This is a genomic window from Colwellia sp. RSH04 (genome assembly GCF_003545765.1).
Classification (GTDB): Bacteria; Pseudomonadota; Gammaproteobacteria; order Enterobacterales; family Alteromonadaceae; genus Colwellia.
Window position 1 is genome coordinate 329,363 of the sequence record NZ_QXIO01000004.1, and the last position, 15,167, is coordinate 344,529.

The following is a 15,167-nucleotide window of genomic DNA, read 5'->3' on the forward strand; positions in this document are numbered from 1 at the left end:
TCCCCACTAAAAATTTAGTTGATTTAAGCTTGGCAAGGGACAATAATGGGACATTGCTTCAGCTAACTTGAATTATGTAGCATTAGCCAAATTATATGAAAGCAGCGAAGTCCTTAAGATTAAAAGAAAAAGCCATTATTAAACAATAGCCTTCAATATGACCGCTCCCCCCTGTGACCGTTTTCGTATAAAATAAGCTCTGTGACCAGGTTGTGACCAAAAATTTCATTCACTCAAATTAAAAACGAAATTAAAGTGAATAACCTAACTCACTTTCGATCCAACAGTGAAATATAGCAATAAAACAATCGGCTTAAATACATAACAGTTTTTTATCTGAAAAATATAAAAACTGAATATTTATATACTAGGGCGTGTTTATCTTTGTTTAATAATTCAACTGAGAGATCCCCCTAACCATATGTAAAAACTTAAACAGAGATTAGTAGGTTGATGCTTTACTAAGATATTTTATTAAACAGTTCAGTAAACTTAACCAGGCCTTCCTCAATAATGTCGTTACTTGCAGTTAATGCCGGTAAAAACCTGATCACGTTGCCATAGAAGCCACACGCTAATAGCACTAAACCATACTTTGCTGCATTAGCGATAATCGCTTGCGTTAACGCGATATTTGGTTGCTCTGCATCACCGTTTTCAATGAGCTCCATGGCGATCATTGAACCAGTGTTTCTCACCTCTAAAATTAAATCAGGGTGCTGAGTTTTAAGCGCTGATAATCGCTGGTTGAATATTTCGCCAATGTCATTTGCACGCTGAATAAGGTTTTCTTCTGTAATAATATCGAGTACCGCTAATGCTGCAGCACAGGCAACCGGAGAACCGCCATAAGTTCCGCCTAAGCCGCCAGGTAAAGGTGCATCCATAATGTCACTTTTACCGACAACCGCAGCAATAGGAAAGCCACCGGCAATACCTTTAGCCATAGTAATTAAGTCAGGTTCAACACCCGAGTATTCAAAGTTAAACATTTTTCCGGTACGACCAAAGCCTGTTTGAATTTCATCGGCAATTAAAACAATTCCGTGTTGATCACAAAGGATACGTAACGCTTGTAAAAACTCAGGAGGCGCTTGATAAAAACCACCTTCGCCCTGCACTGGTTCAACAATTATGGCAGCAACATCCGTTGGGGCAATATCGACTTTAAATAAGTTTTCTACTGCTTTAAGTGATTCTTTAACGGTAATATCATGACATTCTATAGGAAATGGTGCGTGAAAAATATCTCCAGGAAAAGGGCCAAATAAATTTTTATACGGAGTAATTTTACCTGTTAATGCCATAGTCAAATTTGTACGACCATGAAAACCACCATTAAAAGCAATAACGCCTCGGCGCCCGGTATGAGCGCGTGCGATTTTCACACAATTTTCAACTGCTTCAGCTCCAGTAGTCACAAAAATGGCTTTTTTCTCTGAATCTCCGGGTGCTATATCTGTCAATTTTTCTGCTAACTCTACGGCTACTTCATACGGATTGACCATCACACATGTGTGACTAAATTTATCAATTTGCGCTTTTGCCGCAGCAGCAACTTTTGGATGACTATGGCCGGTGTTACATACGGCAATACCTGTTCCAAAATCAATATAACGTTGACCTTCAACATCCCAAATTTCAGCGTTTTTAGCATGCTCTACATATACCGGATATACGTTGCCTTGTCCGCGAGCAATCACTTGCGTTTTTCTTGCTTGTAATTTTTCATTATTCATCACATTCACCTAATTCTTTATCATTCAAAATTTATAAAATATTTATGCTGCGACTATTTGTTTAGGCCACCCATACACAAATACTTAATTTCTAGATAATCATCTAAACCATATTTTGAACCTTCACGCCCATTACCTGATTGCTTAACGCCACCAAAAGGTGCTGCCGCATTAGAGATAATGCCTTCGTTTATGCCTACCATACCAAACTCTAGGCCTTCAGCTACTCGCCAAATGGTGCCTATATCTCTAGTGTAAAAATATGCTGCTAATCCATATTCCGTGTCATTGGCCATTTCGATAACATCTTCTTCGGTATCAAAAGCAATAATGGGCGAAACAGGACCAAAAATTTCATTCGCCGCAATTGGCATATCATTAGTGACATTGGTTAAAATGGTTGGCTGATAATAGTTTATCCCTGCTGAGTGTTTTGCGCCTCCAATATGAACAGTAGCACCCGCAGCAATTGAGTCTGATACTAACTTTTCAACATCATTGACCGCTTTTTCTGAAATTATCGGCCCTATGTCTATGCCTTCAGTTAAACCGTTACCTACCGTTAGTGCGTTTACTGCAAGCGCAAACTTCTCAGTAAATTCTTTCAATACGCCCTGCTGAACAAAAACACGGTTAGTACAGACACAGGTTTGACCGGCATTACGATACTTCGAAGCTATGCCACCTTTAACCGCCGCATCAATATCAGCATCATTAAAAACAATAAAAGGTGCATTGCCTCCTAATTCCATAGAGACTTTTTTAACGGTAGTGGCGCATTGTTGAATTAGTGTTTTGCCTACAGCGGTAGAGCCTGTGAAGGTGAATTTAGCTATATCGGGATGTTGAGTTAATATTTTCCCCATACCTTTGGCATCAGTACCTACAACAACATTAAACACGCCCGCAGGAATGCCCGCTCGCTCTGCTAATTCAGCCATCGCGAGTGCCGATAATGGCGTATATTCAGAAGGCCTAACAATAAAAGTACAGCCCGCGGCTAATGCTGCAGCAGCTTTACGCGCGATCATCGCATTGGGGAAGTTCCAAGGCGTTATTGAAGCGACAACACCAACGGGCTGTTTAATAACAATAATGTTTTTATCATTCGATGGTGCAGGGATAACATCGCCATATACACGTTTACCTTCTTCAGCAAACCATTCGATAAAAGAAGCTCCGTAACCAATTTCTCCTTTAGCTTCTGCCAAAGGTTTACCCTGCTCTAGAGTTAATATCCGCCCCAAATCATCTTGGTTTTCCATCATCAAATTAAACCAATGACGCAAAAGAGACGCACGCTCATTCGATGATTTTTCAGACCACATTTTTAAAGCCGACCTAGCCGCTTTTACCGCAAGTTCTGTTTCCGCAACACCGGCATTACTCACACTAACGACAAGCTCACCTGTCGCGGGATTAGTGACATCAAAGTTAGTTTCATTTTTATGCCAACTGCCATTGATATAAGAAAAATTCTTCAATAGTTGCTTATCTTTAATACCTTGCATGTTTAACTCCAGAATAATTTCTATAAAGCTTATTGAGATCGAAAAATAATAATCTTTTAATTTTATATAGACCGAGCATGATTACATTTATAAATTAATTACTGCTCATTTTGAGTGACAGGAAAACCCATTTTTTCAACCATGCGCATCCAAGGCTTACGCCAGCCGCCTTTTTCATCTAAAGTATCAAGTGCATACATTGTAATTTTTGCACCTATCCAACGGAAAGGTTCAGGTGGAATATAGCCCGGTAATGAAGTAGCAAACCTTAGTTTAGTCTCAGGAGCGCCTGTTTTATCTAAGATAGCAAGACCCACTCTTGAACCAAATCTTGATGCCGTAACCCCAAAACCTGAATACCCCCCGACATATATCATGTTACCTTGATAATAATGCTGATAATGCACAGCCATTCGTGTGGTTAATGCTATAGGACCACTCCAGGCGTGTGAAAATTTGATATTTTTTAAAGTGGGGAATGTTTGATAAAAGTTTTCCACCAATCGATAATAATTATCAGCAATTTTGTCTTCTTTAGGATCCGTTTCATTATTAAAAAAATATCCCAAACGCCCACCAAATAAAATGCGATTATCGGCAGTTAATCGCATGTAGTTTAGCTGTGTCCTTGTGTCATAAATCCCTTGGCGATTTTTCCAACCTATAGTTTCCATTTGTTGATCCGTTAATGGAGTTGTTACGACTATACGATCTCGAATAGCTGATACTCTTTGACTTATTTTTTTATTGCCAGCAGCAAAAGCGTTGGTTGCCAACAAAACTTTATTCGCAGTTACTGTGCCCTTAGGAGTTAAAACTAACACCTTTGGGTTTAGATACGTGGAGCTTTCTAAGGGGGTGTTCTCATAAATACGAACACCGAAATCTAAAGCAACTCTTTTTAGTCCCCAAGCTAATTTTGCAGGATGCACAGTTCCGCTTCTTTTTTTTGACCATAAACCCCCATGAAATAAAGGCGAGTTAATTTCCTTATTTATGGCTTCTTTATCAAGTAAATGGGCATCATGACCAAATTTTTCATAGAGTTCATGTTCGCTAACTATATCAGGTATACCTTCTTCACCAATGGCTACTGTTAACTCTCCGCCCCACTCCAGATCACAATCAATGTTATAGCGTTCAATAGTTTCTTTAAAACAATCCATGTTTTCTTTACCAAGGCGCTCTAATTCATCCATTTCATCAGGAAACAACCGTGAAGCATTGACTAAACCATGCATTACAGAGGTAGATAGTATTGCGGCGGGCCTTCCTGAGGCACCAATAGCAATAGAGTTAGCTTCAATGATGACAACATCACGCTCTGGATTGGCTTCTTTAGCATGAATTGCAGCCCATAATCCACTAAACCCTGCACCGACGATAAGTAAATCGCATTTAATATTTTCATTTAAATAAGGTTCTGGCTCAGGTGCTGATTTATCATCTAACCAATATGGAAAAAACTTTGTTTTTAACAATGCTTGTTGAGATTTTAGTGTCTGTGTATTTAACTGATTACTCATATAACAATACTCGGATAATATTTATTGATTATTCATCGCCATAATTTTAATGAGTAAACTATTACAAAATAAGATTAATCAAAGTATCCCCCAAATAGGTGGCTAACCTTTTTAAGGTCATAAAAATAAGTCCCCCTCAAACTACCTGTTAACTAAAAAGTCCCCCTTATGGGGGGAGCAATAACTTTCTCACTTTATATAATTAATGAATAAAGAATTTAAGTTAAGAAGGTTCAAGTTCAGATGCACAATAAGACTTATGACGCCATGCCAAATAAGAGTTTAAATTTAAACCAGCTATATATTGATGGGCAGTGGATTGACAACACTGCTGGTGAAAGCATTGAAGTAATCAACCCGGCTACTGAGCAAATTATTGCGCATTCGGCTTGTGGGAATATCGAACATGTTAATCAAGCCGTGGCTGCGGCGAAAAAAGCCTTTATTATTTTTTCAAACTGCTCTTCTCAAACGCGTAGACAAGTGATAAAAAAAATAGCCTCAAAAATGGAAGTTAGAAAAGATGAGCTAACAAGGGCTATTTCACAAACCATGGGCTGTCCAGAGCATATTGCAAGCTGGTTACAAGTTGAAGGTGCAATATACGCCATGGGGCTATTTGCAGATCATTGTCAAGTCACTGAAACATCTGAACAAGGTGATAAGTGCTTGATTTTAAAAGAAGCGATCGGTGTATGTGCATTTATTAATCCTTGGAATTTTCCATTACACCAATTTATTGGCAAAGTAGGAGCAGCCCTTGCTGCAGGCTGCACTATGGTAGTCAAACCTTCTGAGCAAACGCCTTGGCAAGATTTTATCATGGCAGAAATCATATCTTCAGTATTAGCAGAATATGATTTACCCGCAGGTATATTCAACTTAATACCGGGCACAGGACAAGTGGTAGGTGACGCGCTGAGTCGGCATAAAGATGTGGATATGGTTTCATTTACTGGCTCTACTCAAGCAGGCATTAAAGTAGCTCAATCTGCAGCTCCAACCGTAAAACGAGTGATGCAAGAGCTAGGAGGTAAATCTCCATTTATCATTACTCAAAATGCCCCTTTAAAAGAAGCCATCCAATACGGCGTTGAAGATGTAATGCTTAATAGTGGCCAAAGTTGTAATACTTTATCTAGGATGCTGGTGCCTCAACACTTGTATGAAAAAGCGATTTCATTAGCTAAATCAGTTGCTCAATCATTAATTATCGGCACAAATGAAGATGCCTTTCTTGGCCCTATCAGTTCAAAAACCCATCAACAAAGAATATTCAATTATATAAAATTGGGGCTGGAAGAAGGCGCAACATTAGTCTGTGGTGGTGTTGAAATACCTGATCACTTAACGACGGGCTATTACGTACAACCAACTATTTTTTCTAATGTTAATAATAATATGCGTATCGCCCGAGAAGAAATTTTTGGTCCTGTACTTTGCATGATTCCATATCAAACTATAGAAGAAGCCATTGATATTGCTAACGATACCCCTTACGGCCTTTCGTCTGCTGTTTTTGCCAAAGATGATTACGAAGCAATAGCCATCGCAAAAAAAATTCGTGCCGGCCAATGTATGATCAACGGGGGAGAATTTAACTATTTGGCTCCCTTTGGAGGTTATAAACAATCAGGTAATGGTCGAGAATTTACCCAGCTCGGGGTTGATGAGTTTCTAGAAACTAAAGCTATTATTACAACAAGGTAAACATATATGACTCAATCTACAGAAAACCCAATACAATTAAATCAACCTATGGGTGGAAACGAAATGCCTCGTTTTGGGGGTCCAAGTACAATGTTTCGTTTACCGGCATGTGAATTGATGAATAAAGAAAGCGCTACATTGGATATTGGTATTGTTGGCGTACCCCTAGATATTGGTGCCAGTAATCGAAGTGGTACACGATTTGGGCCTCGTTCAGTGCGTAACGAATCAGTATTAGTTCGTCCTTATGGTATGTACACCAAAGCAGCGCCATTTGATAGTTTTCAAATTGCAGATATAGGTGATGCTGCCATTAATACTTTCAATTTAGCTAAGTCAATTAATATTATTGAATCACATTATGACAACATTATGGCGTGTAATATTAAACCTGTTACTGTGGGGGGCGACCATACTATTAGTTTACCTATTTTACGCGCCTTACATAAAAAACATGGGACTATGGCGCTAGTTCATGTTGACGCCCATGCAGATATTAACGACACCATGTTTGGTGAAAAAGAATGTCATGGCACCATTTTTAGACGGGCTATTGAAGAAGGCTTAGTCGACCCTCATAAAATGGTACAAATAGGACAAAGAGCAACGGGTTATAGTTCTGATGATTTTCAATGGGCGATAGATCGCGGTGTGCGAGTGGTACAAGCAGAAGAGTGTTGGTTTAAATCACTAACCCCTCTTATGGCAGAAGTTAGAACCCTTATTGGCGATAGCATGCCGACCTATTTAACCTTTGACATTGACGGTATTGACCCTGCTTTTGCTCCGGGAACAGGTACTCCTGAACCAGCGGGGTTAACTTCTTCACAAGCATTAGAGATTATTCGCGGTATGTTTGGTACTAACTTAATTGGCGCTGATTTGGTTGAAGTATCACCTCCTTATGACACATCAGGCAATACTGCATTATTAGCGGCTAATTTGATTTTTGAAATGCTGTGTAGCTTTCCAGGTTGTATTCGCAGATAACTAAATTGATGCTAGGATAAAGTAGAATTTGACAGCCTTGGGGGATAAGGCTGAGCAGAGATTTAACGATTAAATGACAAGGCATACGTGTGATATGCCTTGTCATTTTTACTATCAAAGAAAAGAATAACATCAAAAATGAAAAGGTATACGTGTGTAAGGGAATACTGTCTATATACCGTGTCATAATTAATTTCATTTGAAAGCTTGAACATTATATAAGATTAAAAGTTTGGTTAAAGCCAGCTTGTATAGGTTCAAACGATAATAAGAAAACTAATACTGCAATCTTTTTACGGTACAGCATAATAATTATTTTCTCTTTGGGTATCCCCTGTCATTCTTCTAGGATCAACCACAACACACTTTATTTTTACATTTTTTTCAAACAGCCATTCAAGCTGGAGTGATTTTTTACTTTTAACACTATCAATATTGATAAGCCAGTATTCAACCGGCCATTTTTTATTTAAACTTTCGCCGTTATTCAATATCACCTTAAGTTCTATCGGACTAGGAATTCCGCCAATATTATTCACTGTAAATTTAACGCCTGAAGATAGTATTTGATGTGAGTTATTCATTTGACTATAGGCACACATTTCCCAATGAAAAGCGGCTAATTCGACATCGTCACTAAAATGAGTATATTGATCTTGCTTACTTAGGTTCAATCCTTCAAAACTATTTCCTAACAATTTAGCCTGACTTGGATCACTAACAGCAGTATTTTTGACAATAGCATAGTTAATAGCTGCAATATTTTCCTGAGGTTTATGCTTATGTTGCGTCTGATGTGTAGGGAATTCAATCGATTCACTCGCAGAAATAAGCTCAACATTATCAATAGATAAATCAACACGTTTATTGGTTTCGAACCAATAATGCCAAAACCATTGTAAATTTTCATTACTTTGCGCCGAAACAAAGTTCTCAAAATCTTTAAAATAAGCTCTTTTACTCCGCCACTGTTTAATAAAATTCGCTAATATTTCATTAAAATTGTGTTTTTCTAGAACTAACTTATTTAATACATTAAACGCAACAGCGGGAACGTGATAATGACTATCTAATTTGTTACTTACTTTATCCGCTAGTTGATAAGGTGCTGAGTAATCTACCTTGTGGTTTGCCTCAAAAACACGGTAAGGTTTACCGTAAAAACTTTGAAAATTTGGATTCCAAGCTTGCTCAACAAGATAACTTAAGTAACTAGTTAGACCTTCATCAAAAAAACCTTCCAACCTTTCATCAGTATTAACAGTCATTGGAAAATAACTGTGAGCAACCTCATGAATGATGCCGCCAATAACATCGTATTTTTCAGTACGCGTATATTTGATTTCTTCCTTATTAACCTCAACGTTTGGACCACGAAATCCGACAAATTTAATCCCAGGATATTCCATACTGATACCTGTAATATTAACCACGTTTAATGTTTTAAATGGGAATACACCTAATAATTCAGTTAAATAGTTAACTGAATGACGAGTAGCAGGTAAAGCATATTGGTGCCATAACCAACGGCCGTTATCAGGATAGGAAACATTAAGTCTTATTGATTTATCTAACACCTTGATTTTTTGTGATTGCCAAATTAAATTGTTACCCGCAGCAAAGCTAAAGTCTCTGACATTATATGCTTCAAAGTGCCACTTTTTATTTTCATTCTTTAATTTGCCTTTAGATTCTTCAACACTTGAAGAGATAAAAACAGGCGTATCGGTTAGCGTTAACCATTGTTTATATTGTTTTTTTGACAAGGCAGTATCAGGATTTTTTAATTGGCCCGTAGCTAATACTAAATAATTACTTGGCAGATTAATTTCTACATCATAATCAGCTAATTCAAGACTAAATTCACCTTTACCTAAGAAAGGTGTTAATGACCATCCTCTTGCAGCACTATAAGCAACAGCTCTTGGGAACCATTGTGCAACCCCGAAAAGAAATTTATCTTCGTCAAACGTTTCAAAACCGCTTCTGGGTTGTAAAGCATCACTGCGATTTATCAAGGTTAAATCCCAAGAAAAATGAAACACAAACTCACTGCGAGCTTTTATTGGTTGAGTGGGTTCAATTGAAAAAAAAGTACCTCGCCACACTACCTTTAAAGGTGTTCCATATTTATCTGTAACCTGTAAGTATTTAGTCGCAATATCATTGGATTCTGATGTTTTTTGTTTTTCTTCTTTAAATCGTTGTTGAGGGAGTTCAAACCATAGAATAAGTAGATCTGTAGGAGAATTATTGTAATAGGTGACTTCAGCGCTCGCTGTTAAGTACTTATTTTTCGGTTCGAGCTTTGCGATTATTTTGTAATCAAGCTTTTGCTGCCAATAGCTGTCATTAGGCAACCCGTCATTATTTCCTAGTGACATTTCAATTATATTTTGAGGTTTATTGTCAGTCGCCGCCTCGAGATCCAAACTCATCACTAATAAAAATAAAACACAATAAATTTTTATATTATGCATCTAATCTCGCATCCCTAGCAGATTTTTTATCTTTCTCAATTTTCAATAATAAAGGGTCATCTAATATAGGAGGCTCAGTAACGACTAATAAATCAATGAATAAGGCAAGTAACTCAGGTTGTGAGCCGATACTTAATTTCATATAAATATTTTTACGATGCATTTTTATCGTTTCAATACCTAAAGACATTTTTTGAGCCATTGATTTTACTGAATATCCTTGCAACATAAGTAACACAACTTCATGCTCACGAGGTGTACATACTTTAGTAGCAAATTGACGATGAAATTCTTCAATGTAATTATGTTCAGCACAACTGTCTTCTTCGTAACTATAAGATTGTAAATGTTGGCAGACTAGTTCTTCTATTGTTTCAAATAACTCAGAAAATTGCTGTAATTTATAGGCTAAAAAAAGTGGTGAACCTTCAAAGTTTGCCATTTCAATATGGATGAATCCGCCTTGTTCCGGTAACTGAATTAAATACCCTATTTCATCAATTATTTTTAAGTGTCTGAAATAGCTATTATAGTAAGACTCAAATATAGAATAATCATTAGGTGAGATGTCACTTAACCTAAAAAAACCTTTAGTTTTATAATCTATGCCCATACGGTAAAAAGGATCAAGTACATGAGCTGAGTTTAAATACTTCTCAAAGTCATCTCCTTTAATTATATTTTTTTGTAACAGTAACGTTGGCTTTTGGTTAACCTTAAAATGAAGAATAACAATTTCATCAAAATAAGTTATCTCTTCAAGTAATGAAGATAGTAATGCATAAAAATTGGGTTTTCCGATGGAAAAAGTCGTTTCAACTAAGCGTTTACTCCACGAAGATAACGTCATACTTTTTGCTTGCTTCTTATTTTTTTCTGTAGAAAAACAAGACAAAATTTCTGTCTCTCTCAACGATAGTGGCATTCCTTTAACGCTGAACGGTTGGTTAATTACTTCTATCATCACATTTCACCTTAATAGCTATTGATTAATTTATAAGGATTACCGTTCATTATTTATTCAAGTTACCTTTATTATTTCATCTCCCTTATGAATAAAGGAAGATTGAGCCTTGAACTTCAACATACGAATTATTCCTACGATATAACCTACCAATTAAAAATGGGTAAATCATGGTAGAAAATATCGCCTCAGGCGATAGGTTAAAGGGGGCTCCTAACACTTTTTAAGCCTATTAAAAACTGTTTGATTTTGTTACGTTATACCTCAATTCATTTTACCTATCGCCTTAGCCTATAGAATTTAATTTTACCTTAACGCTTTGGTGGTTGATTCTACAATCACCATATTGCTTTAAGCTCAGCAGTAATTTTTCGCTTAATGCTATTTAACTACACATTACTATAAAAAAAAGAGGTTAACATGTCACAATTTAAGCTTAATAAACTAGCAGTACTGATAGGTGCCAGTTTATTTGCAGGCACTGCAATTTCAGCAGAAGAAGATTCTCAAAAGAAGAATAAACTTGATGATACCGAGGTAATTGAGGTAACAGCAACAGGTAGAATGAACTTAGCAAGCCAAATACCCATGAATGTAACTGCTATGGGTGCCGAAGAGCTTAGAAATAAAGGGATTACAGATATTAAACGATTAATTTCTGATAGTGTTGAGATTAGCGCACCAGGAAACAGTGCACGTTTTGCTGAGTCAGTTACTGTTCGAGGACTTAATGTATCCAATGTAAACGCAAACAATATAGAACGCTTTTATTCTTCTACACTTGCCTACTATTTAGACTCTACACCTCTTCCAAACATTGCTTATCGTATAAAAGATGTTAGCCGAGTAGAAACATTACTTGGGCCTCAAGGTACACTGTATGGTGGTGGTAGTTTGGGTGGTACAGTACGATATATTACAAATAAACCTGAGCTAGATGCTTTTACATTTAACTTTAATACCAGCTTATACCAACGTAAAGAAGGTAGTTTAAGTCATGATACTGATTTGACTTTAAACTTACCCCTTAGTGATACTTTAGCAGTGCGCGCTAATATCAACCGTTTAGATGATAACGGATATACTGATCGAATAAAGAATGCAGTATGGTGGACTGAAGATGAACAACGCGCAGGAAACGGTGTTGAAGGAGACATGTGGGAAGATGATGACTGGGAAAAAACAACTAGTGGAAGAGTGCAGGTTTTATGGAAGCCTACCGACAAATTTAGTATAAACCTGTCTTATATTAATCAAGACCAACTTGCACATGGTACTTCTGCCGCCAGTCGCTGGGATGTAGATGAAGCTTGTGAAGGTATTAGTGATTGTAGTTATGATCGTGAAGGAGCACCTTTTCAAGTTGATCAATACACTGTGCAATCAGTTTCTGAAGAGTTTTCAGATCGTACTTTTGAAATGACCTCTCTTGAACTTTCTTATGACTTCGGCTTCGCAATGTTAACAAGCTCAACAGCCGCTTATGATGATATTCGTGACGGTCAAGGCGACTACCTTGCTGAGGGTTTTTCTTATTATGGTTGGATTCCTGGTATGGATTTTGACTCTCAAAATGAGTCAGCTTATATCAAGTATGATAATGAATATAAAGGTATTGAGCACGAAACACGCCTAGTATCTCAAGGCGAAAGTCCATTATCATGGATTGCAGGATTTTACTATTCTGATCGTGAAAATAGTTTAAAATTCTGGGAAATTTTTCCAGGGTTAGATAAAGCACAGCAAGATGTTAGCTGGTTACCCGATCCTATTGTAGATTACCCTGAACGTACTGAACTTGATTCTGGCTATTTTGAAGACATAGCATCTGATTACACAGAAACTGCTATTTATGGTGAAGTCAGCTACCAAGTAACAGACGCCTGGCAATTAACAGTAGGAGCTCGCTTTTTTAACTGGGAAGATACAGCAGTTAAAGATATCTCTGATTACACTGGAGCAATTGGCTCAACACTTGATAGCTCTACTGATAAAGGATCTGCGGAGTCTATTTTTAAGTTTAACACTGCTTACTATTTTGATGATGATAAACTCGCTTATTTCACTGCTTCCCAAGGTTATCGCCGAGGCGGTACCAACGGTTTTCGTGATGATGGTGACTTAACAGTATCTGCTGATACCCAACGTTATAACCCCGATACCACTAACAACTACGAATTAGGCTATAAGGCCTCAATGCTTGATAATGACTTATACGTGCAGGCAAATGTTTTCTTAATTCAATGGGAAGATACACAAACCTATTTCAGTCAAACTCTAGGTGGTATATTCCCGTTAAATGGTACCGCAAACGGTCCATCATCAGAATCTACCGGGGTAGAGTTTCATTTGCGTTACAATATTACCGACAACTTGACGGTTAAATGGGGTAGTGCAAATTCAGAAGCGCAATTTACCGATACCAAAACAAAATGTATTTTTGAAGGTGGTGAAGATGCTCCAGGGCAGCAATGTAGAACTTGGTATGAAGGTGGAGATTTAGGCGGTTCACCTGAGTGGCGTCATAACGCAAGCATTAATTATTATACTGATATTGGTGAAGGATGGATGTCAACAGACTTACGTGCGAGATATGTAGGCGAACAACTTAGCAGTCGAGCAGATGCTGATGAAAATGGTGAAATTGAAGAACCATATAAGTTTGATTCATTTATCGTACTAAATGCCTCTATTAGTTACGGGCTTGACGATTGGAATATAACCGCTTGGGTGGATAATTTAACGGATGAAGCCGGCGAAACATCTTACCAGCGAGTGGGTAATCCATTTGGTCATCGTTCAATATACACTCAACCACGTACAGTAGGTGTAAACTTTACCTATAACTTTATGGATTAATTCATATTTGTGTAATTAAATAAAAAGGCCTAATAATGTAGGCCTTTTTTATATCGAGAGAATAATGATTATAACAAAAAGCAAATCGATTGATATTCTAAATAACTTGTCCTATTGGGCTGTTTTAATGGTAGCCATGATGGGGGCCGCTGTTACTACCTTAATGCCTTTAATGGTAGGGGCGTTTACTGATAGTCAGTTATTTTCTACTCAGCAAGTTGGTTTTTTAACAGCCAGCGATGTAGCCGGTATATTAATCGCTAGTACCTCAGCTTATTTTTGGGTGAGAAAATGCCACTGGCAAAAGCTAGTAAGTTTAAGTTTAGTCATTTTTATTATTGCCAACGTGGCAACCACTTGGGTTAATGACTTTTATTTATTAATAGCTGTTCGTTTTGTGGCCGGTTTAGCCTGTGGTATTAGTTATTCAATTGCATTAGCAGCGTTAGGGGATAGAAAAAGTCCTGATAAAGCATTCGGTGATATGGTTACTATTCAAGTAATATATGGCACTGTAGGATTCGCCGTACTGCCATACTTTATTAAAATCTGGGGGTTCTCTGGAGTTTTTCAATTTTTCAATATTACCTTGATTATCGCTTTAATATTAACTCTAATTACCTACCCCAGTAATAATAAGCAGCAAACAAATGTTAATTTAACGTCTAATATTCATTGGCTTTCTGCTTCGTTGGTTTTTAGTGGTGTTGTGTTCTATTACTTTGCCCAAGGGACCATTTGGGCTTATTTGGAAAGGATAGGGGTTGCAGCTGGTTTATCCATTAGCGAAATAGGAACAATATTAGGGATCGGTTTTGCCATAAGTGCTATAGGATCTTGGCTTTCAGGTTGGTCAGTAGAACGTATTGGTCGGCCTGCGGCCATTTGGTTAACTGTTATAGTACAATTACCTTGTTTGCTCGCTTTATTTTACATGAAGCCTAGTAATGCTTTGCTAATTTATGGATTTGCTACAATTATCTACCAAATATTCTGGAGCTACATAGTTCCTATTATGATGGGAATATTTAATGATGTAGATGACTCTGGTCGCTTAATTGTGTTTTGTATTGCCGCTTTTAAAGTCGGGTTAGTTATTGGCCCTCCCGTTGCGGCATTAATTATCTCTATTTATTCACTTAACCATGTAATCGGTTTAGGCGCTATTGCAATTGTAGTAAGTGCTATATTCTTGGTACAAGCTGATAAATCAGTGCGTTAGTTCCCCTTTAACAAGGTAAAAGTCATCAGCCAAAAGTATAATAAACTCTTTGGCTTTTTGATTACCTAGTCTTGTACTAACTTAACGAACTTAATCAAAAATAAGTCCAAACCACATATCGTTTTTCCCGATAGTAACCAACTCCTATTTATCAGTAATTTTCCCT

The 15,167-nt window shown here is 37.3% G+C and carries 9 protein-coding genes; 4 read left to right on the top strand and 5 right to left on the bottom strand.

Annotated elements, in window-relative coordinates; all coding sequences use genetic code 11:
- Window positions 1-461: 461 nt before the first annotated feature.
- The 3 genes from gabT to D1094_RS09190 all read right to left on the bottom strand — a co-directional run bounded on the left by gabT (window position 462) and on the right by D1094_RS09190 (window position 4,776).
- Complete coding sequence (gene gabT / locus D1094_RS09180) at window positions 462-1,739, bottom strand: 4-aminobutyrate--2-oxoglutarate transaminase (protein ID WP_118959793.1); 1,278 nt, start codon at window positions 1,737-1,739, stop codon at window positions 462-464.
- 53 nt (window positions 1,740-1,792) lie between these two features.
- A complete protein-coding gene (locus D1094_RS09185) occupies window positions 1,793-3,250 on the bottom strand; it encodes an NAD-dependent succinate-semialdehyde dehydrogenase (protein ID WP_118959794.1) in 1,458 nt (485 codons plus the stop codon).
- Between the two features lie 98 nt (window positions 3,251-3,348).
- Window positions 3,349-4,776 (bottom strand): FAD-binding oxidoreductase, encoded by a 1,428-nt coding sequence (locus tag D1094_RS09190; RefSeq protein ID WP_118959795.1) that lies wholly within the window; start codon window positions 4,774-4,776, stop codon window positions 3,349-3,351.
- 243 nt (window positions 4,777-5,019) lie between these two features.
- Between D1094_RS09190 and D1094_RS09195 the strand changes: the two genes are divergently transcribed.
- Window positions 5,020-6,486 (top strand): aldehyde dehydrogenase family protein, encoded by a 1,467-nt coding sequence (locus D1094_RS09195; RefSeq protein WP_259337885.1) that lies wholly within the window; start codon window positions 5,020-5,022, stop codon window positions 6,484-6,486.
- A 6-nt stretch (window positions 6,487-6,492) separates the two neighbouring features.
- Complete coding sequence (gene speB / locus D1094_RS09200) at window positions 6,493-7,476, top strand: agmatinase (protein ID WP_118959796.1); 984 nt, start codon at window positions 6,493-6,495, stop codon at window positions 7,474-7,476.
- A 293-nt stretch (window positions 7,477-7,769) separates the two neighbouring features.
- On the opposite strand, the gene D1094_RS09205 is transcribed toward speB, so the two are convergent.
- The gene (locus D1094_RS09205; protein WP_118959797.1) at window positions 7,770-9,956 is read right to left on the bottom strand and encodes a M1 family aminopeptidase; all 2,187 of its coding nucleotides are present in this window, start codon (window positions 9,954-9,956) and stop codon (window positions 7,770-7,772) included.
- Entirely contained in the window at window positions 9,949-10,920 is a 972-nt protein-coding gene (locus D1094_RS09210; protein ID WP_118959798.1) for a helix-turn-helix transcriptional regulator, read from the bottom strand. The genes D1094_RS09205 and D1094_RS09210 overlap by 8 nt, the downstream gene beginning before the upstream one ends.
- Window positions 10,921-11,340: 420 nt before the next feature.
- On the opposite strand from D1094_RS09210, the gene D1094_RS09215 reads away from it, so the two are divergent.
- Window positions 11,341-13,779 carry a TonB-dependent receptor gene (locus D1094_RS09215; RefSeq protein WP_118959799.1) on the top strand — a complete coding sequence of 813 codons (2,439 nt, stop codon included), beginning with the start codon at window positions 11,341-11,343 and terminating at the stop codon, window positions 13,777-13,779.
- Between the two features lie 64 nt (window positions 13,780-13,843).
- Window positions 13,844-15,001, top strand: coding sequence for an MFS transporter (locus D1094_RS09220; RefSeq protein ID WP_118959800.1), 1,158 nt, complete (start codon window positions 13,844-13,846; stop codon window positions 14,999-15,001).
- Window positions 15,002-15,167: the final 166 nt, after the last annotated feature.

What these genes read in the sequence shown, in the direction of transcription:
- D1094_RS09185 (WP_118959794.1), bottom strand. Translation starts at nt 3,250, where the DNA reads ATGCAAGGTATTAAAGATAAGCAACTATTGAAGAATTTTTCTTATATC.
- D1094_RS09205 (WP_118959797.1), bottom strand. Translation starts at nt 9,956, where the DNA reads ATGCATAATATAAAAATTTATTGTGTTTTATTTTTATTAGTGATGAGT.
- D1094_RS09190 (WP_118959795.1), bottom strand. Translation starts at nt 4,776, where the DNA reads ATGAGTAATCAGTTAAATACACAGACACTAAAATCTCAACAAGCATTG.
- D1094_RS09215 (WP_118959799.1), top strand. Translation starts at nt 11,341, where the DNA reads ATGTCACAATTTAAGCTTAATAAACTAGCAGTACTGATAGGTGCCAGT.
- speB (WP_118959796.1), top strand. Translation starts at nt 6,493, where the DNA reads ATGACTCAATCTACAGAAAACCCAATACAATTAAATCAACCTATGGGT.
- D1094_RS09220 (WP_118959800.1), top strand. Translation starts at nt 13,844, where the DNA reads ATGATTATAACAAAAAGCAAATCGATTGATATTCTAAATAACTTGTCC.
- gabT (WP_118959793.1), bottom strand. Translation starts at nt 1,739, where the DNA reads ATGAATAATGAAAAATTACAAGCAAGAAAAACGCAAGTGATTGCTCGC.
- D1094_RS09195 (WP_259337885.1), top strand. Translation starts at nt 5,020, where the DNA reads ATGCACAATAAGACTTATGACGCCATGCCAAATAAGAGTTTAAATTTA.
- D1094_RS09210 (WP_118959798.1), bottom strand. Translation starts at nt 10,920, where the DNA reads ATGATAGAAGTAATTAACCAACCGTTCAGCGTTAAAGGAATGCCACTA.